The organism is Paraburkholderia elongata (genome assembly GCF_013177735.1).
Classification (GTDB): Bacteria; Pseudomonadota; Gammaproteobacteria; order Burkholderiales; family Burkholderiaceae; genus Paraburkholderia; species Paraburkholderia elongata.
The window spans coordinates 1-19,340 of record NZ_WOEZ01000194.1 but is presented as its reverse complement, the minus strand read 5'-3'; the positions used below and the strand labels follow the sequence as shown (position 1 = coordinate 19,340).

Below are 19,340 nucleotides of genomic sequence, written 5' to 3'. Positions count from 1 at the left end.
TTACGATTTGCTGTCAAAATTGCTTGCTGCATCACGGGTTAGTCCCGTTTGTTCGCCGGAATTGACAAGTACGCGGCGCAGCATGCTCTTCAGGAAGCCCACCTCTTCAGGGGTGAAGCCGCCCAGCAGACTGTCCAGCACGCCGTTGAAAATGGCGGGCATTTTTGCCGCGATCGCCTGGCCTTCCGGGGTCAGCGCGAGCCGGACGACCCGCCGGTCTTCGTTGCTGCGCACTCTTGTCAGCAGGCCGCGTTTCTCCAACCGGTCGACCAGACGTGTCACGGCGCTAGCATCTATGCCGTATTCACGCGCCAGTTCGGCCGCCAGCAGGCACTTGCCGCTCGCCACCATGAACAGGATGCTGCCCTGCTGGCTGGTGATGCCCAACTCGGCCATGCTGCGTTGCGTGACCAGGTTGGACATGGTCGATTTCACTCGCGAGATCAGATAGCCGACGCTTTCGCCTAGCTGGTACTGGCTGAGGTCTGAGCCGGGTGTTGAAGACGGATCCGTCATGATTCTCGTGCGAATGCAATGGTTGACTAGGCAGGATTATAGGCAACGGTTGATTGACGCGGCAAGCGTTATTACAGCTTAGGCAAGGATCTTTTCCTGCTCAAGACAGAATGCGCGCGGTTTCGCGTAGGGTATTGCCGATGCATGGCGAGTTCATTTCCTACTCACCGCTGCATGGAATACGATGGGTCCATCAGGGAATACCAGAAAGCTTCATTTGGGCGTGCTATAATGTTGGGTTCCCAAAAGTGCGCTTTGGGCTTTGTTGGCTTCGTACACAATGCTGCTGCTGGCGCACTCAACTGTCTCCAGGTTCCTATGACTCGCGCCCTACGCAACATCGCCATCATTGCCCACGTCGACCACGGCAAGACCACGCTCGTCGACCAGCTCCTCCGCCAGACGGCCACGTTCCGCGACAACCAGCAGGTTGTCGAGCGCGTGATGGACTCGAACGACATCGAAAAGGAACGTGGCATCACGATTCTTTCGAAGAACTGCGCGGTCGAGTACGAAGGCACGCACATCAACATCGTCGACACCCCGGGCCACGCCGACTTCGGCGGTGAAGTGGAGCGCGTGCTGTCGATGGTCGACTCGGTGCTGCTGCTGGTCGATGCAGTCGAAGGCCCGATGCCGCAAACGCGCTTCGTGACCAAGAAGGCGCTGGCGCTCGGCCTCAAGCCGATCGTGGTGGTCAACAAGGTTGACCGGCCGGGCGCGCGGATCGACTGGGTGATCAACCAGACCTTCGACCTGTTCGACAAGCTGGGTGCAACGGACGAACAACTCGACTTCCCGATCGTCTACGCATCGGGTCTGAACGGCTACGCCGGCCTGACGCCGGACGTGCGCGAAGGCGACATGCGTCCGCTGTTCGACGCCGTGCTGGAACACGTTCCGGTCCGCCCGGCCGATCCGGACGGTCCGCTGCAACTGCAGATCACGTCGCTCGACTACTCGTCGTACGTCGGCCGTATCGGCGTGGGCCGTATCACGCGTGGCCGTATCAAGCCGGGTATGCCGGTGGCCGTGCGTTCGGGTCCGGACGGCGCGATTTTGAACCGCAAGATCAACCAGGTGCTGTCGTTCAAGGGTCTTGAGCGTGTGCAGGTGGAGTCGGCTGAAGCCGGCGACATCGTGCTGATCAACGGTATTGAAGAAATCGGTATTGGCGTGACCATCTGCGCGCCGGAGCAACCGGAAGCGCTGCCGATGATCACGGTCGACGAACCGACCTTGACGATGAACTTCCTCGTCAATTCGTCGCCGCTGGCCGGCCGCGAAGGCAAGTTCGTCACGAGCCGTCAGATTCGCGACCGCCTGATGAAGGAACTGAACCACAACGTCGCGCTGCGCGTGAAAGAAACCGGTGACGAAACCACCTTCGAAGTGGCAGGTCGCGGCGAGCTGCATCTGACGATTCTGGTGGAAAACATGCGTCGCGAAGGTTACGAGCTCGCTGTGTCGCGTCCGCGCGTCGTGATGACGGAGGTCGACGGCGTCAAGCACGAGCCGTACGAAAACCTGACGGTCGACATGGAAGATGCGCATCAGGGCGGCGTGATGGAAGAGTTGGGTCGCCGCAAGGGTGAAATGCTCGACATGGCGTCGGACGGCCGTGGCCGGACGCGTCTCGAGTATCGTATCTCGGCGCGTGGGCTGATCGGTTTTCAGGGCGAATTCTTGACGCTGACGCGCGGTACGGGGCTGATGAGCCACACGTTTGACTCGTACCAGCCGGTCAGGGAAGGTGGTGTCGGCGAGCGTCGTAACGGCGTGCTGATTTCGCAGGACGACGGCGCGGCAGTTGCGTACGCACTGTGGAAGCTGCAGGATCGCGGCCGTATGTTCGTGTCGCCGGGCGAGCCGCTTTACGAAGGCATGATCATCGGCATTCACAGCCGCGACAACGACCTGGTCGTGAACCCGATCAAGGGTAAGCAGCTGACCAACGTGCGTTCGTCGGGTACGGACGAAGCGGTGCGCCTCGTGCCGCCGATTCAGATGTCGCTGGAATACGCGGTCGAATTCATCGACGACGACGAACTGGTCGAAGTTACGCCGCAATCCATCCGTCTGCGCAAGCGTTACCTGAAGGAACACGAGCGCCGCAGCGCGAGCCGTAAGGGCGCAGTGGACTAAATCAGCACCGGCCCTAATCCTGGGTAAGCGGCGCGATGTCAGGCAAAAGCCACCTCCGGGTGGCTTTTGCCGTTTCAGGCGTCCAATTCGCGTTGCCTGTAATTGCTCGCTGTTGGCCGCCTGTTTGTCGTGTTTGTCCCCGTTTTTACACAAGACTGTTGCGAGTCCTGGAAATGGTGCTGAAAGCCCGTCGCGACGGGCTTGAGCGGCAATCCGCCTGCTATCTGCACTATCCGTTCTGTGATATGCTCCCCGGGTGCAAAGTTTTAGGTCCTTCCAAGCAAGACTTGATTCGCGCAATCCGCTAAACGGTCAGGCCGTGTCGCGGAAGGTTCTGTAACCCGCTATTTCTCGAGAAACTCGAAGAAAGGTGAGCGTAAAAATGATGAAGCAATTCCAGTCGAACTCTTATCTGTTCGGCGGCAATGCTCCGTACGTAGAAGAAATGTACGAAGCGTATCTCGATAATCCGGCGTCAGTGCCCGAGAACTGGCGCAGCTATTTCGACGCGTTGCAGAACGTCCCTGCATCGGATGGCAGCAATGCCAACGACGTGGCCCATGGCCCGATCGTCGAATCGTTTGCGCAACGGGCCAAGGCGAATGCCTTCATCCCGCGCACGGCGGCCGGCGGCGAAGATCTCGCTACCTCCCGCAAGCAAGTTTATGTGCAGTCCCTCATCGGCGCATATCGCTTCCTCGGCTCGCAATGGGCCAATCTCGATCCACTGAAGCGCCGCGAACGTCCCGCTATCCCCGAACTTGAACCCGCGTTCTACGACTTCACCGAAGCCGACATGGACCAGGAGTTCAGCGCCACGAATCTGTATTTCGGGTTCGAGCGTGCGTCGCTGCGCGAGATCGTCCAGGCCCTGCGTGACACGTACTGCGGCACGATCGGCGCCGAGTACATGTACATCAGCGATCCGGAACAGAAGCGCTGGTGGAAAGAGAAGCTCGAGTCGATCCGTTCGACGCCGAACTTCTCCAATGAAAAGAAAAAGCACATCCTGAATCGCCTGACGGCCGCTGAAGGCCTCGAGCGCTTCCTGCACACCAAGTACGTCGGCCAGAAACGCTTCTCGCTCGAAGGCGGTGAAAGCTTCATCGCCTCGATGGACGAAGTCGTGCGTCATGGCGGCGCCAACGGCGTCCAGGAAATCGTCATCGGCATGGCCCACCGTGGCCGTCTGAACGTGCTGGTCAATACGCTCGGCAAGATGCCGGCGGATCTGTTTGCCGAATTCGAAGGCAAGCACGTCGACGACCTGCCGGCTGGCGACGTGAAGTACCACAAGGGTTTCTCGTCGGACGTCTCGACCGATGGCGGCCCGGTTCACCTGTCGCTCGCGTTCAACCCGTCGCACCTCGAAATCGTCAACCCGGTGGTCGAAGGTTCGGCGAAGGCGCGTATGGACCGTCGCGGCGACGACAGCGGCCTGCAAGTGCTGCCGGTGCAGATCCACGGCGATGCGGCCTTCGCAGGCCAGGGCGTCGTGATGGAAACGCTGAACCTCGCGCAAACGCGCGGTTACGGCACGCACGGCACGCTGCACATCGTCATCAACAACCAGATCGGTTTCACGACGTCGGACCCGCGCGACTCGCGCTCCACGTTGTACTGCTCGGACGTCGTCAAGATGATCGAGGCGCCGGTGCTGCACGTGAACGGTGACGATCCTGAAGCGGTCGTGCTCGCTACGCAGCTCGCCATCGACTTCCGGATGCAGTTCCACAAGGACGTCGTCGTCGACATCGTCTGCTTCCGCAAGCTGGGTCACAACGAGCAGGACACGCCGGCTGTCACGCAGCCGCTGATGTACAAGACGATTGCGAAGCATCCGGGCACGCGCGCGCTGTACGCTGAAAAGCTGGTGCAGCAAGGCGTGATCACGGCTGCTGACGCAGACGAATTCGTTAAGGCATACCGCAAGGCGATGGACGAAGGCCATCATACGATCGACCCGGTGCTCTCGAACTACAAGAGCAAGTATGCGGTGGATTGGGTTCCGTTCCTGAACCGCAAGTGGACCGACGCAGCCGACACGGCAGTGCCGCTGGCTGAGCTGAAGCGCCTCGCGGAACGCGTCACTACGATCCCGGAAAACTTCAAGGTTCACCCGCTGGTTGAGCGCGTCATCAACGACCGTCGCGCGATGGGCCGTGGTGAAGCAAAGCTCGACTGGGGCATGGGCGAACACCTGGCATTCGCGTCGCTGGTCGCATCGGGCTACGCGGTGCGCCTGACCGGTCAGGACTCGGGCCGCGGCACGTTCACGCACCGTCACGCGGTGCTGCACGATCAGAACCGCGAACGCTGGAACGACGGCACGTACGTGCCGCTGCAGAACATCGCCGAAGGTCAGGCGAAGTTCACGGTGATCGACTCGGTGCTGTCGGAAGAAGCGGTGGTGGGCTTCGAATACGGTTACTCGACCGCTGAACCGAATACGTTCGTCGCGTGGGAAGCGCAGTTCGGCGACTTCGTGAACGGCGCGCAAGTCGTGATCGACCAGTTCATCTCGTCGGGTGAAGTGAAGTGGGGCCGTGTTTCGGGTCTCACGATGCTGCTGCCGCATGGCTACGAAGGTCAAGGTCCGGAGCACTCGTCGGCACGTATCGAACGTTTCCTGCAACTGTGCGCAGACCACAACATGCAGGTCGTTCAACCGACCACGCCGGCGCAGATTTTCCACCTGTTGCGCCGTCAGATGATCCGCCTGTTCCGCAAGCCGCTGATCGTCGCTACGCCGAAGTCGCTGCTGCGCCACAAGGAAGCCGTGTCGGATCTGTCCGAGCTGGCGAAGGGCGCGTTCCAGCCGATTCTCGGCGAAATCGACGAAGCCATCGAAGCGAAGAAGGTCAAGCGTGTGGTGGCCTGCTCGGGCCGCGTGTACTACGACCTGCTGGCACATCGCCGTGAATCGAAGTCGAACGACGTCGCGATCATCCGTATCGAACAGCTCTATCCGTTCGCGCATAAGCAGTTCGAAGCGGAAATGAAGAAGTACGACAACGCGACCGAAGTGGTCTGGGTGCAGGACGAGCCGCAGAATCAAGGCCCGTGGTTCTACATCGAGCACCACCTGAAGGAAGGCATGAAGGACGGGCAGAAGCTGGCATACAGCGGACGTCCGGCTTCGGCCTCGCCGGCAGTCGGCTACTACGCGAAGCACTACGAGCAGCAGAAGGCGCTGATCGAAGGCGCTTTCGGTCGCCTCAAGAGCGCGTCGATCGCTAAATAACCAAAACAGACGAACCGGGAAAGCGCGATGCGCTTTCCCGTGCCGCGTCTGAAGGTTCATTCGCGGCAGTTATGGTTCGCAGGCGGTCGTCGCGGGTCCATAGATCGCGCGCCGTCACCCGATACGTATTCAGGATATTCATAATGGCTATTGTTGAAGTCAAGGTTCCCCAGCTCTCCGAGTCGGTCTCGGAAGCCACGATGCTGCAGTGGAAGAAGAAGCCCGGCGAGGCTGTTGCTCAAGACGAAATTCTCATCGAAATCGAGACCGACAAGGTCGTGCTCGAAGTGCCGGCACCCTCCGCCGGCGTGCTCGCACAAGTGATCTCGAACGACGGCGACATCGTCGTTGCGGATCAGGTGATCGCCAAGATCGACACTGAAGGCACGGCAGGCGCCGCTGCTGTCGAAGCCGAAGTGAAGCCGGCGCCCGCCGCCACATCGGCACCGGCACCGGCTGCTGCGCCGGCCGCTCAGGCTGCATCCGCAACGGGTGCGAACACCGCTGCTTCGCCTGCTGCCGGCAAGCTGATGGCCGAGAAGGGTCTGGGCGCGGGCGACGTCGCCGGCACGGGCCGCGACGGCCGCATCACCAAGGGTGACGTGCTGACCGCGGGTCAAGCCGCACCGGCACCGGTTGCCAAGGCTGCACCGGCACCGGCTGCCGCACCGAAGGCTGCGAAGCCGTCGCTGCCGGACGTTAAGGCACCGGCATCGGCCGACCAATGGCTGAAGGACCGCCCGGAACAGCGCGTGCCGATGTCGCGTCTGCGTGCGCGTATCGCCGAGCGTCTGCTCGAGTCGCAGCAAACCAACGCCATCCTCACCACGTTCAACGAAGTGAACATGGCGCCGGTGATGGACCTGCGCAACAAGTACAAAGACAAGTTCGAAAAGGAACATGGCGTGAAGCTGGGCTTCATGTCGTTCTTCGTGAAGGCGGCTGTTCACGCGCTGAAGAAATTCCCGCTGGTGAACGCTTCGATCGACGGTAACGACATCGTCTATCACGGCTACTTCGACATCGGTATCGCTGTCGGTTCGCCGCGTGGCCTGGTGGTGCCGATCCTGCGCAATGCAGATCAGTTGAGCCTCGCTGAAATCGAGAAGAAGATTGCCGAATTCGGCCAGAAGGCCAAGGACGGCAAGCTGTCGATCGAAGAAATGACGGGTGGTACGTTCTCGATCTCGAACGGTGGTGTGTTCGGTTCGATGCTGTCGACCCCGATTATCAACCCGCCGCAATCCGCCATTCTGGGCGTGCACGCCACGAAGGAACGCGCTGTGGTCGAAAACGGCCAGATCGTGATCCGTCCGATGAACTATCTGGCGCTGTCGTACGACCACCGGATCATCGACGGTCGCGAAGCGGTGCTGTCGCTGGTCGCCATGAAGGATGCGCTGGAAGACCCGGCGCGCCTGCTGCTCGACCTGTAAGCACTGGCTCGGCTGGCGTCGGCTTGGTCATGCGAGTCGGCGCCATATAAGCATCACGTCTTTCGCATTCCGCAGTACTGGAGCGACGCCCGCCACGAAGCGTGGCCGCGCGTCGTTCCGTCATAAAAAGGATTGTCATGTCCAAAGAATTTGACGTCGTCGTGATCGGCGCCGGCCCCGGCGGCTACATCGCCGCAATCCGCGCAGCGCAACTCGGCAAGACCGTCGCATGTATCGAAAAGTGGAAGAACCCGGCCGGCGCGCTGAAGCTCGGCGGCACCTGCCTGAACGTGGGTTGTATTCCGTCGAAGGCTCTGCTCGCGTCGTCGGAAGAATTTGAAAACGCGCAGCATCACCTCGCCGATCACGGCATCAACGTGTCGGACGTAAAGCTCGACATCACGAAGATGCTGGCCCGCAAGGAAGGCATCGTCGAGAAGATGACCAAGGGTATCGAATTCCTGTTCCGCAAGAACAAGATCACGTGGCTCAAGGGCCATGGCAAGTTCACCGGCAAGACGGACGCCGGCGTGCAGATCGAAGTGAGCGGTGAAGGCGAAACCGAAGTCGTGACGGCGAAGAACGTCATCATTGCAACGGGTTCGAAGGCGCGCCATCTGCCGGGCATTCCGGTCGACAACAAGATCGTCGCCGACAACGAAGGCGCATTGAGCTTCGACACGGTACCGAAGAAGCTGGCCGTGATCGGCGCGGGCGTGATCGGTCTGGAACTCGGCTCGGTGTGGCGCCGTCTGGGTGCTGAAGTCACGGTGCTCGAAGCGCTGCCGGAATTCCTCGGCGCGGCGGACCAGGCTCTCGCGAAGGAAGCGGCCAAGCAGTTCAAGAAGCAGGGCCTCGACATCCACGTGGGTGTGAAGGTCGGCGAAGTGACGACGACCGACAACAGCGTCACGCTGAACTACACGGACAAGGACGGCAACGCGCAGAAGCTGGAAGCGGACCGCCTGATCGTGTCGATCGGCCGCGTGCCGAACACCGACGACCTCGGTCTCGAAGCCATCGGCCTGAAGGCGAACGAACGCGGCTTCATCGACGTCGACGACCACTGCGCAACGGCTGTCCCGAACGTGTACGCGATCGGCGACGTGGTGCGTGGCCAGATGCTCGCGCACAAGGCTGAAGATGAAGGCGTGATGGTTGCTGAAATCATCGACGGTCAAAAGCCGCACATCGACTACAACTGCATTCCGTGGGTGATCTACACCGAACCGGAAATCGCGTGGGTCGGCAAGACGGAACAGCAACTGAAGGCCGAAGGCCGCGAGATCAAGACGGGCCAGTTCCCGTTCATGGCGAACGGCCGCGCGCTGGGCATCAACAAGGCGGATGGTTTCGTCAAGATGATCGCCGACGCGAAGACCGACGAGCTGCTGGGCGTGCACATCATCTCGGCAAACGCATCGGACCTGATCGCGGAAGCCGTGGTGGCGATGGAATTCAAGGCGGCGTCGGAAGACATCGGCCGCATTTGCCATCCGCACCCGTCGCTGTCGGAAGTCATGCGCGAAGCGGCTCTGGCCGTGGACAAGCGCGCGCTGAACATGTAATCACGCGCACGCCTGACTGATCGCAGCACTCTGGCATCACCACAAAGGCGGGCGGGTTCACTCCCTCCCGCCTTTCTTTTTTGCAGCAACACAATGAACGTCACCGAATACTACGAAAAAGAACTGCAGACGCGGGGTTATCAATCGGACCCGGCGCAACGCGCGGCGGTCGACCGTCTGCAGCGGTGCTATGAAGAGTGGGTCGAGTACAAATCGCGTCGCTCGAATGCGTTCAAGAAACTGATCATCCACCCGGATCTTCCACGCGGCGTGTACATGTGGGGCGGCGTAGGGCGGGGCAAGAGCTTTCTGATGGACAGCTTCTATATGATCGTGCCGGTGCAGCGCAAAACGCGGCTGCATTTCCACGAGTTCATGCGCGAGGTGCATCGCGAACTGGAAGACCTGAAGGGCACGGCCGATCCGCTCGACGAACTCGCGCGTCGTATCGCCAAGCGCTACCGGCTGATCTGTTTCGACGAATTCCACGTCTCGGATATTGCCGATGCGATGATTCTCTACCGTCTGCTCGACAAGCTGTTCGAGAACGGCGTGCAATTCGTGATGACGTCCAACTACGATCCGGACACGTTGTATCCGGACGGTCTGCATCGCGACCGCATGCTGCCGGCAATCGAACTGATCAAGTCGAAGCTCGATGTGATCAATGTCGACGCGGGTATCGACTACCGCAAGCGCACGCTGGCCCAGGTCGAGGTGTATCACACGCCGCTCGGCGCGGCTGCGGACAAAGCATTGCGCGATGCATTTTCGCGCCTTGCAGCGGTTCCTGATGAGAGCCCGATCCTGCACATCGAAAAGCGGGAGCTGAAGGCGCTACGGCGTGCTGACGGCGTCGTATGGTTCGATTTCGCGACATTGTGCGGCGGTCCGCGCTCGCAGAACGACTACCTGGAACTGGCGAGCCGTTTTCACGCGGTGATCCTGTCCGGCGTGCCACAGATGTCGGCGCGCATGGCCTCGGAGGCGCGCCGCTTCACGTGGCTGATCGACGTGTTCTACGACCACAAGGTCAAGCTGCTGATGTCGGCAGCGGTGCCGCCCGATCAGTTGTATGTGGACGGTCCGATGGCCAACGAATTCACGCGCACGGTGTCGCGCATCGTCGAAATGCAATCGAAAGAGTATCTCGACACACCGCGCCGGATCGTCGATACGTCGCTGACTTAAGCCGCGGCGTGACGCGGACGCGGACGCGGATGCTTTTGCGATAGATCACGGTCCGCTCGCCGAAGAGGCGGAGTCTGAAGGCGTATTTTCAAGATTCGGATTGGTCTTATATTCCGCCCGCGGACGACTGGATATCTTCTTTGTCATGGTTCTGACAAAGGAGAAACCATGAATCCGTACCGTGATATCAATGATGAAGAATGGCAACGTGTTGCACCGTTGCTCCCTGAACTGCGTCCGCGCTCCGAACTGCGTGGCCGGCCGCTTGCCAACACGCGCTCGGTGCTCAACGGCGTGCTGTGGGTGATGTATAGCGGCGCGACCTGGTCCGCCATGCCGCGCAAATATCCGTCGTATCAAACCTGCCATCGCCGCTTCAAGGCATGGTATGAGTCCGGCGTGCTCAAGCGCGTCATGGACCAGCTGTTCGGCGCAGCGAGCGAAGAACTCTGTAACCTGATGGAAGCGCGCATGCGCACGCATGTGGGCGCGGAGCAGAAGAGCGTTGACGCAGACAAAGTTCCGGCCACGGTGCCCACGGCGTATAGCCCGGCATCGGTCAAGCCGTTACCGTCTTCGCCGTTCGCGTATACGTCGCCCTTCAAGCACGCTGCATGACGACGCCAACCAGCCAAACTCAAACAAAAAAACGGCCGGACGATGGCGATCGTCGGCCGTTTTTTCTGGTTCCATCCTGGCGGCCATAGCGGTCTTGATGGACCCCCCCTTCGCATATCAAGCTCAAGCATCGGCGCCTGAACTACTCGCGCACTATTGCTGACGAATCCAGGTTTGCGAGCGGCCCAGCAGCGAAACGCCAATGTAGCCACGCACCACCAGCTTGTTCCCACCATCTTCCAGGTGCATCTTGCACTTGTAGACCTTGCCGTTTTCCGGGTCGAGAATCTGCCCCTGATCCCAGCCGTCGCCGTCCTTTTTCATATCGTTGATGATCGTCATGCCGAGAATCAACTGGTCCTTGCGCGCGTCCGTACATTCAGTGCAGCGGCGATCCGGTTTATCGTTCGCACCGAGTCCCTTGATCACCTTGCCGTTCAGCGAGCCGCTGCTGTCCTGCGCAATTTGCACGAGCGCCTTGGGCTGGCCGGTGCTGTCGTCGATGGTTTGCCACGTGCCAATCGGGGAATCGGCCTGCGCCATTGCCGTGACGGCGCTGGCGAGCAGCACGCCGGCGAGGGCGGCATGTTTGGCTGTGCGAAGCGCGATTGCGCGCGCGCGTTGAGTGAATTGCATCATTGTCTTCCTCCTTGATTAAAGACGGCGCGATCATGGTCGCGCGGCGTTATTGGCATCTCGGGCGGTTTTCAGTCGCCGGCCGCCGTGATGCCTGGTGTGCCTGTTATGCCTGGCACTGTCCCTCAGGTTCAACTTCGGCTACATCGGTCTGCGACTCGTGGCTTGGGTGCCGCCAGTCGCACATCGTCAGCGCAGAATACGTGAAGTGCGCGTGAAAGTGCGCGCGCCGTTTGATAGTGGAACCTCTAATCGGGCGCGGCACTTTTGAACATCAGTTCAGCTGGTACGAGAACGTCGCGTTGATGCGTGGGCTGCGCGACGCGCTCTCCACCGGTGCGTCGCCGATCGGCTTGGCCACCGACAAATCCAGGCTGTAATACTTCGCGTCCGATATCCGGAAGCCGAACGCAATCGACGAAAGCTTCGACGGCGACGGCGTCCCTGCATGCAGATAGACGCGGGCCATGTCGAACGAGACGTAGGGGGTGAAGGTGCGCAGATAGGTGAAGCCCGGCGTGAACGCCCGGTTGACTTCGAACGTGGCCCCCCAGCCCGAATCGCCCGACGCCTCGCCCGGCTCATAACCCAGCGCGAAACGTTGCGCGCCGAACGAGATCTGTTCCGACGTCGGCAGCGAGACGGCGCTGTATTGGCCGGTCAACGAAACCGCGGTGCCGATCTTCAACGGCCACTCGTTGGTTTGCGAAAAGCTTGCGCCGGTGCGCACGAAGTTGATCGACGCCGGATTCGTGACGGTTGTGCCAGGAACGTTCGAGTCCCCGGATTTCGATGCGCCGAGGATATCGAATGCCTTCGCCACCGTGATACTCGCGCGGCGCACCTGGCCGGTTTGCACGTTGCTGTAATCGGCCTGCAATTGCATCACGCGCACTTGCGAGCGCAAGCCGATCTGCGCCCCGGTCTGCTGGTTGTTGTAGCGGTCCTCGTCGTGCGACGCATAGACCGAGGCCGTACCGATCAGGATGTGCGTGTCGTTCAGCAGGATCGGATAGGCGAGCGAGCCGCCGACCTTGTCGTTGATGACCGTGCGTTGGATGTAGGAGGGCAGGCCGGGATTGTCGACCGGATTGCCGCGGTAGTGCGACGCGTCGATCTTCGCGATCAGTCCATCGCTGCCGACCGGTACCGTAGCGTGCGCAGCGAGATAGGTCACGTTATCGCGACCCTTCGGCAGCAACGCCGATACGCTCAATTGTTCGCCGAGCGCGGTCAGACCGTTCTCGGTAGCAGTCAGTAGACCCTGCACACCGGGATGGTTGAAATCGATCCCGGTGCTGACGTCGAACGGTTTGCGCTCCACGTTCAGTTCGAGTGTGGTGGCGCCGTCGGTATCCTGCGGCGGCGGCACGTTGGCCGCGACTTTCACGCCGGGCAACAGGCCCAGCACGTGGATGTAGCGCTCGAAGGTGGCGCGCTTGAGCGGCCGGTCGGCGACGATGTGGTCGGCGATCGCGCGGATCTTGTCTTCGACCACGCCCGGGTTGCCCGTCACCTTGACCACAGACACGTAGCCTTCCACCACAGTCACGCGCACCACGCCACCCTCGAACGTCTGCGCGGGAATGAACGCGAACGAGAGCGCATAGCCGCGCTCCTGATACAGCTTCGTGACGCCGTCGGTGACCTGCATCAGATCGGCGATGGTGATGTCTTTGCCGACGAGGGGAGTGAAGCGTTGCGCGACTTCGTCGAACGGAATGGACTTCACGCCTTCGACCTGAATCTTTGAAGGCGTCAGATGGCGGGCGAGCAGTTCCTGAAGTTGGGGGGCTTGCGGTGCGACCTGCAGGGTCACGTTCGGGCCTTTGTCGGGCGCCTTGATCTGCGGCAGCGAATCGAGCGGGTTGCCGCCGACTGTCGGGCTGGCCGGGCGTGACTGTGCTTGTGCTTCTACCTGCATCGCGCTCGCCGCAATAGCAGCGAGCAGAAGGGTCCATTTGCTACCGTACCCGAGTTTCATCGGATTTTCCTCGTATGCCGTTCTTGTCTTGCGGACGCGCCGCCTGGCCGGGCTGGTCGCGATCGCTTATGTGTGGCTCGACGCATACTGCCATGCTGCATGTATTACGTCACGTGCTCCGTCGGGCTTGAGCATCGTCTGCAAAAGCGCGGAGCACGTGATGAGGCGGGACTGCTTATGCACACTGCGTAATGGAACGTCTGACGGGACGTCTTATGCGCGCGGCATCGATGAGCGACTTATGCGGACTACTTATGGCTCACCGGCACCAAGCCGCCGAGTAGCGTCGTCAAGCCGCCCGTCGGACTGCTCGAGCTGCTCGTCGAGCCGGCCGCCGAGTTGAGCGTGCCGGTCAACTGGCCGACGAGCGCGGTTACGGGGGCGAGCGGGCCGCCACCGCTGCCGCTGCTGCCCGATGCGCTGCTGGTGACGCCGGAGAGCGCGCCGGTCACCGTCGACAGCGGATTCGATGCGCTAGCCGTGCCGCCCAACGCCGAGGTCAGCGAACTCAAGGGCGTGCCACCCAGCACCGAGGTCAGCGAACTCAGCGGCGAGCCGCCCGTCGCCGAGGTCAGCGAGCCCAAGGGCGCGCCGCCCAGCACCGAGGTCAGGCCGGACAGCGGTGTGCCGCCGAGCAGCGTCGACAGCGAGCCGAGCGGGTTGTTGCCGAGCCCGAGACTTGCGAGCGAGTTTTGCAGCGGGCCGAACGGGCTGCCGTTGGCAGGCGGCCCATTGACGACGGCCACGTTCGTGCCGCCGACGAGGCTTGTAATCAAGCCGGGAGTCGGATTCGCGCCATTCGGGCCGTTCGGATTGACGAGGCCGCCGGCGTTGGTCACCGTGTTGCCGAGCGAGCCGACCAGCGTGCCGAGATCGGCGCCGACCGGATTCTGCGTTGTCGCGCCCACTTGCGAGCCGGCCGAACTCAACGCGCCGCCGATTTGCGCGAGCACGCCGCCGACCGGCGCGCCGAGGCCGGTCTGCGTGCCGACCGTCTGCGTCACGAGTCCGGCGGTCTGCACGATCGGCGTGATCGCCGTGCTGATCGGCTGGGTGATCTGTTGCACCGGCGCGGAAGCGAGCGAATTGCCGAGCGTCGCGCCACCGGCGTCTAGTGCCCCGGCGGTCGTGGAAAGCACGGTTGCAAGCGGCGTGGTGAGCGGCGACAGCGGCGCGAGATTGCCGGTGCCGAGGCCGCCGACCGCGGTGCTCAGACCTTGCACGACACCGCTTGTCGAGCTGACCACCGAGCCGAGTCCGGCGACCGTGGTGCCGACCGGATTGGAGGTCGTGCCGATTTGCCCGACGCCGCCGCTCACCGCATTGGCGAGCGAGTTCAGTGTGCTGCTCGTACTCGACACCGCGTTGCCGAGACCTTGCGTGACTTGCGGGCTGAGGCCCGGGATGGTCTGCGAGGCGATCGTGTTGCCGAGGTCGCTGGTGGTCTGTGCGGCGGCGGTGGCGACGCCGTTGGTGCTCGACGTCGAGGTGGGGGGCGGGCCGCCGGTGGTCGAACCCCCGCCGCCGGCGTTACCGCTGCCGGATACGCTCGGCGGCGAGCTGACGGTGTTGCCGCCACACGCCGCGAGCAAGCCGGCGACCGCTACGGCGATCAACGATGCGCGCAATGACGACACGGTCGCGCACGCCGCATGGAGAGTAAAAAAACGTTGGATGGACATGTGTGCTCCTCAGTGTCTTCTAGGTGTCGAGTGCGTAGGTTCCGTGCGCCGGTGCAACGGGTGTCTGAGCGGCGCGGCTCAATTCAGCCAGGTTCCGGCAGAGCCGGGGCGCGGCTGGCGGGCCGCACTCCGGGTTCCGGACGCCGGGTCTCCGGTTACTGCGCTTCGTTCGATGGCTGCGACGGCATTGCTTACTTCTTCGTCAGACCGCCGAGCAGGCCGCCGACGAGCGACGTCACCGGGGCGAGCGGGTTGCTGCCCGTTCCCTTGCTGCTGGTGCTCGACAGCGACAGGCCGGGGCTCGAGTTGGTCGAGGTGGTAGTCGTCGTGGTCGGCGTGGCGGCCGCCGTGGTCGTGACGCCGCCGAGCGCGCCGGTGACGCTCGACAGCAAGCCGGTAACCGGGGCGAGCGGGCTGCTGCTGCCGCCGGTCGCGCTGCTCAGGCCGTTGGTCACGTTCGAGAGCAGGCCAGTAACAGGCGCCAACGGGCTGCCGCCGCTCGAGGCGCCGCCGAGGCCGCCAGTTGCGCTGCTGAGTGCGCCGGTGAGCGGAGCGAGCGGGCCACTGCTGGTGCCGCCGGTCAAGCCGCCGAGCGTGCCGGTGAGCGGGGCGAGCGGGCCGCTGCTGGTGCCGCCGGTCAGGCCGCCGAGTGCGCCGGTGAGCGGAGCGAGCGGGCCACTGCTGGTGCCGCCGGTCAAGCCGCCGAGCGCGCTGGTGAGCGGGGCGAGCGGGCCGCTGCTGGTGCCGCCGGTCAAGCCGCCGAGTGCGCTGGTGAGCGGAGCGAGCGGGCCACTGCTGGTGCCGCCGGTCAAGCCGCCGAGTACGCTGGTGAGCGGAGCGAGCGGACCGCTGCTAGTGCCGCCGGTCAGGCCGCCGAGTGCGCTGGTGAGCGGCGCCAGCGGATTGCCGCCGGTGCCGCCGGTGAGGAGGCCGCCCACCGATGTGACGATGGTGCCCGTATCCGTGACCGTATGGCCAAGAGAGGCCGTGATCGGGTTGCCGCCGGTTGCGCTGATCAGCGTGCCGGCCTTGCCCAGACCGCCGCCGAGGGTCGAGAGCAGGCCGTTTAGCGGTGTACCGAGGCCCGTGGTGTTGCAAACCGTCTGAGTCGTCGCGGCGAGCATCGACGTAATCGGCGTGATCGCGGTGCTGAGCGTTTGCGTGACTTGCTGAACCGGACCCGTCGAGAGCGCGGTGGTGAGCGTGCTGCCGCCGTTGGTCACTGCGCCGCCGAGCGTATTGACGACGCCGCCGAGCGGTGTGGTGATGGCCGCCAACGGCGCGAGCGGGCCGCTGCCGAGACTCGTTACAAGGTTGCCTGCATCCGTCACTGCGCCGCCGACATGACCGACCACGCCACCGAGGCTCGAGACCGTCGTGCCGACCGCGTCGCCGCCGGTGCCGAGTTGGCCGAGTCCCTGCGATACGCCGTTGCCAAGCGTCGAGACCGCCGAGCCGACTTGCTGCACGATGCCGCCGGCGGCCTGGGTGGTTTGCGGGCTGACGCCGGGCAGGGTTTGCGAGCCGATCACGGTACCGATGCTCGAGACCGTCGAGCCGGCATCGCTGACCACACCGCCGGTGTTGCCGACTACTGTGCCGAGCGCATTCGCGACTGGGGTCGTGCTTGTTCCCGTGCCGGTACCGGAGCTGCTTCCCGAGCCGGTGCTGCTGGTGCCGGAACCGCCCGAGCCCATCGAACCGCTGCCGCTGCTGGCGGTGGAAAGTGTGCCGCCGGCGGAGCCGCTACCGCTACGGCCGCTGCCGGTGCCGGAACTCAGGGCTCCGGAGCCTCCGCAAGCACCAAGAGAAAGCATCGCTGCCACGCTGGCCGCAATCAAGGTTGTTCTTACTGTGGTGTTGGCCGTTTGAATGTTCATGTCGCCCTCGCATCGCATGTGTTATTGGGTGTTGCTGCGTGCTTGTCTCTGCATGAGCCGTGCCATTTCGACTGACTAATGCAGAATATTTCTATACCGAGGGGCGTGAAACCATGCGTGATATGGCTTTGCGAGGAATTGATGAAGCATCCGCTAACTCAGATATACCGCGCGAAAATGAATTTGCTAAACGTTTGCGAGGGCTGCGTAACGTAACGAGCTGCGCGCGCCGTTACGAAACACGGCGTAACGCAAGCGCAACGGGAGGGTCCGAACGCTTGAAACGTTCTGTTCAAACAAATAATTAGTGCAGCGAATCTAACTTATGGTTATTCCTATGTGCTGCAACGCACGAACTGCCGTTAACCTGAGTACGACGCGAAAACTCATATGGCATCGAGCTAGGGGCAGCGGACAATTGCTTAAATATGATTGTTCGGCTATAAAACCCGGAAAGCATCAAGGATTGACGAGGGAGGTGCGTAATCGAACAGACAGCTCATCGACATCTGTTTTATTGAAGCCGACTGCAAGGCGGTGCTTCTGCAGCGCAACACGCAGGACCAGGAATGAGAGACCAATGGTCCGCAGCGCTCAAGACTCCGTCATCCGAAGCAGCACGTAAACAAACGAAATAAATGAAAGTCCGAGGGTAAGAATGAAAAAATTCACACAACGCTTCCTGAGAGATAACCGGGCTGTAACGGCCATCGAATATGGTCTTATCGCGGGGTTAGTGGTACTCGTCATCGTTGCGTCGGTAACGTCGATCGGCACGAATCTCAAGACTGCGCTTGGCAACGTCGCGGCCGCAATCCCGACTGGTGCCTCAGCCGGCGGCTAAAAAGGCAACCTGCAAGCGTCCCGCGAAGCGGCCGGCGTTATTACGTCTGCTCGCATCGTCGGCGTTTTCTAACGCATCGCCAAATGGCTAATGCGAATTGCATTGCAATTCGCATGGCGTTGCTTCGCCTGTCGAGTGCGAAATGAATGTCTCCGTTGGTATTTTGTTATTTATCGCCTGGGCCGCGGTGGTTGCTATAAGTGACTGCCGAAGCCGGCGTATTTCCAATTCAGTTATCGTCGCCGGTTTGGTGGCGGCGTTCGGCTGCGCGTTTCTTCAATGCGGGCCTTTCGGCGTGTCGTGGACCCAGGCGGGCATTGGAACGCTGGTCGGTCTGGCCGCGTTGTTGCCATTCTTCGCGCTCGGTGTGATGGGCGCGGCGGACGTCAAAGTGTTCGCCGTCCTGGGCGCGTGGTGCGGCATGCAGGCGTTGCTCGGCCTGTGGATGGCGGCTAGTCTCGCCGCGGGTGTTCATGCGCTCTGGCTGTTGATTGCGACGCGCACACGGCTCGCCGGTTTGGTCCGTCACCACGGCGCGACTTTCGAACTGGCCGGCAAAACTTCCACGCCGTACGCTGCATGTCTTACGGTGGCCGCCAGTGCATGGCTTGTGCTGCAAGGACTGGCCGGGGGGCTGCGATGAAACCGCCAGCAACCAAGCCTGCGCGCGCGTCGCTCAAGCGCATCCAGGTGTGCCGCGCGCGTGCGCAACGGGGCTCGACGGCTATCGAGTTCGCGTTGTTGTTCCCTCTGTTCTTCACCGTTCTGTACGTGATCGTTACTTTCAGTTTGATCTTCGTGGCGCAGCAGAACCTGACACTCGCCGCGGAAGAAGGCGCGCGCGCCGCGCTGAACTGGCAGAGCAACACGTCGCTGCAAAACGCGCTCGTCAATCGCGGCAACGCCGCCTGCGCGGCGGCCAAGCTGATGATCGCGACACTGGCGCAATCCGCGCAATGCACGCCGTCTTCCGCACCTTGCGGCCCGGGTAACGCGATGCAGTGCGTGAACGTCTCGCTGACTTACAACTACCAGGCCAATCCGCTCGTGCCGAGCTTGCCGCTAATGAGTTTCACATTACCCAACGCCCTGTCGAGCAGCGCCACGGTGCAACTCAACCCGGAGAACATTCAGTGACACGCGCGCCGGCTCCCAATCTTTATGTCCATCGATGCGGCTTCGAGCGCTCGTGCGGCACGGCATCGTTTAACCGAAGCAGCGAGTCGTCATGCCGAATCTGACCAAAATTCTTGCCGGCGTGCTGATCGCGGTCGCGTTGCTGCTCGGCCTGTTCGCGTGGACGCTGTCGCGCCGTCCGGCGCCGGTGGCCGTGACCTCCGCCACGCACGCAAGCTTCCCGGTGGTGGTGGCCACCCGCACGTTGCCGGCAGGCAAGCCGATCACCTTCGACGAATTGCGCGTGCAGTCGCTGCCGATCAATCCGAACGGCGCCTTCACCGATCCGGCGCAACTGACCGGCCGCGTGCCGAACGCGGAGATCGGCGTGGACTCGCCGGTGCTCGAAACCCAGTTGTCGTCGGGACTCGCCGAGCGCATCGAGCCGGGCGAGCGCGCGTTGGCCGTGCGGGTCGACGG

15 protein-coding genes are annotated in these 19,340 nt (G+C 62.3%); 10 read left to right on the top strand and 5 right to left on the bottom strand.

Annotation, left to right across the window (positions count from 1 at the left end; all coding sequences use genetic code 11):
• Nucleotides 1-516, bottom strand: a complete 516-nt coding sequence (locus GNZ13_RS34460) for a MarR family winged helix-turn-helix transcriptional regulator (protein WP_172172887.1) — start codon at nt 514-516, stop codon at nt 1-3.
• A gap of 318 nt (nt 517-834) precedes the next feature.
• Between GNZ13_RS34460 and typA the strand changes: the two genes are divergently transcribed.
• From typA to GNZ13_RS34430, 6 genes are all read left to right on the top strand, one after another.
• Nucleotides 835-2,661, top strand: coding sequence for a translational GTPase TypA (gene typA, locus GNZ13_RS34455; protein ID WP_172172885.1), 1,827 nt, complete (start codon nt 835-837; stop codon nt 2,659-2,661).
• A 382-nt stretch (nt 2,662-3,043) separates the two neighbouring features.
• Entirely contained in the window at nt 3,044-5,905 is a 2,862-nt protein-coding gene (locus tag GNZ13_RS34450; RefSeq protein ID WP_172172883.1) for a 2-oxoglutarate dehydrogenase E1 component, read from the top strand.
• Nucleotides 5,906-6,048: 143 nt separating this feature from the next.
• A complete protein-coding gene (gene odhB, locus GNZ13_RS34445) occupies nt 6,049-7,341 on the top strand; it encodes a 2-oxoglutarate dehydrogenase complex dihydrolipoyllysine-residue succinyltransferase (RefSeq protein WP_172172881.1) in 1,293 nt (430 codons plus the stop codon).
• A gap of 137 nt (nt 7,342-7,478) precedes the next feature.
• Nucleotides 7,479-8,909 (top strand): dihydrolipoyl dehydrogenase, encoded by a 1,431-nt coding sequence (gene lpdA / locus GNZ13_RS34440; protein WP_172172879.1) that lies wholly within the window; start codon nt 7,479-7,481, stop codon nt 8,907-8,909.
• Nucleotides 8,910-9,002: 93 nt separating this feature from the next.
• The gene (gene zapE / locus GNZ13_RS34435; RefSeq protein ID WP_172172877.1) at nt 9,003-10,100 is read left to right on the top strand and encodes a cell division protein ZapE; all 1,098 of its coding nucleotides are present in this window, start codon (nt 9,003-9,005) and stop codon (nt 10,098-10,100) included.
• 168 nt (nt 10,101-10,268) lie between these two features.
• Nucleotides 10,269-10,718, top strand: a complete 450-nt coding sequence (locus GNZ13_RS34430) for a transposase (RefSeq protein ID WP_172172875.1) — start codon at nt 10,269-10,271, stop codon at nt 10,716-10,718.
• Nucleotides 10,719-10,871: 153 nt separating this feature from the next.
• Here GNZ13_RS34430 and GNZ13_RS34425 read toward each other — a convergent pair whose 3' ends face one another.
• The 4 genes from GNZ13_RS34425 to GNZ13_RS34410 form a co-directional block, all read right to left on the bottom strand.
• Nucleotides 10,872-11,357 (bottom strand): DUF2147 domain-containing protein, encoded by a 486-nt coding sequence (locus GNZ13_RS34425; RefSeq protein ID WP_172172873.1) that lies wholly within the window; start codon nt 11,355-11,357, stop codon nt 10,872-10,874.
• Between the two features lie 271 nt (nt 11,358-11,628).
• Nucleotides 11,629-13,338 carry a ShlB/FhaC/HecB family hemolysin secretion/activation protein gene (locus GNZ13_RS34420; RefSeq protein ID WP_172172871.1) on the bottom strand — a complete coding sequence of 570 codons (1,710 nt, stop codon included), beginning with the start codon at nt 13,336-13,338 and terminating at the stop codon, nt 11,629-11,631.
• Nucleotides 13,339-13,586: 248 nt separating this feature from the next.
• Nucleotides 13,587-15,020: a collagen-like triple helix repeat-containing protein gene (locus GNZ13_RS34415; RefSeq protein ID WP_172172869.1), complete on the bottom strand. Its 1,434-nt coding sequence runs from the start codon at nt 15,018-15,020 to the stop codon at nt 13,587-13,589.
• A 191-nt stretch (nt 15,021-15,211) separates the two neighbouring features.
• Nucleotides 15,212-16,900 (bottom strand): collagen-like triple helix repeat-containing protein, encoded by a 1,689-nt coding sequence (locus tag GNZ13_RS34410; protein WP_172172867.1) that lies wholly within the window; start codon nt 16,898-16,900, stop codon nt 15,212-15,214.
• A gap of 658 nt (nt 16,901-17,558) precedes the next feature.
• Between GNZ13_RS34410 and GNZ13_RS34405 the strand changes: the two genes are divergently transcribed.
• From GNZ13_RS34405 to cpaB, 4 genes are all read left to right on the top strand, one after another.
• Entirely contained in the window at nt 17,559-17,744 is a 186-nt protein-coding gene (locus tag GNZ13_RS34405; RefSeq protein ID WP_172172865.1) for a Flp family type IVb pilin, read from the top strand.
• Nucleotides 17,745-17,886: 142 nt separating this feature from the next.
• Nucleotides 17,887-18,387, top strand: a complete 501-nt coding sequence (locus GNZ13_RS34400; protein WP_172172863.1) for an A24 family peptidase — start codon at nt 17,887-17,889, stop codon at nt 18,385-18,387.
• Nucleotides 18,384-18,881 carry a TadE/TadG family type IV pilus assembly protein gene (locus GNZ13_RS34395; protein ID WP_172172861.1) on the top strand — a complete coding sequence of 166 codons (498 nt, stop codon included), beginning with the start codon at nt 18,384-18,386 and terminating at the stop codon, nt 18,879-18,881. Before GNZ13_RS34400 ends, GNZ13_RS34395 begins: the two co-directional genes overlap by 4 nt.
• Before the next feature lie 91 nt (nt 18,882-18,972).
• On the top strand, nt 18,973-19,340 hold a 368-nt coding region (gene cpaB / locus GNZ13_RS34390; RefSeq protein ID WP_172172859.1), incomplete at its 3' end, for a Flp pilus assembly protein CpaB.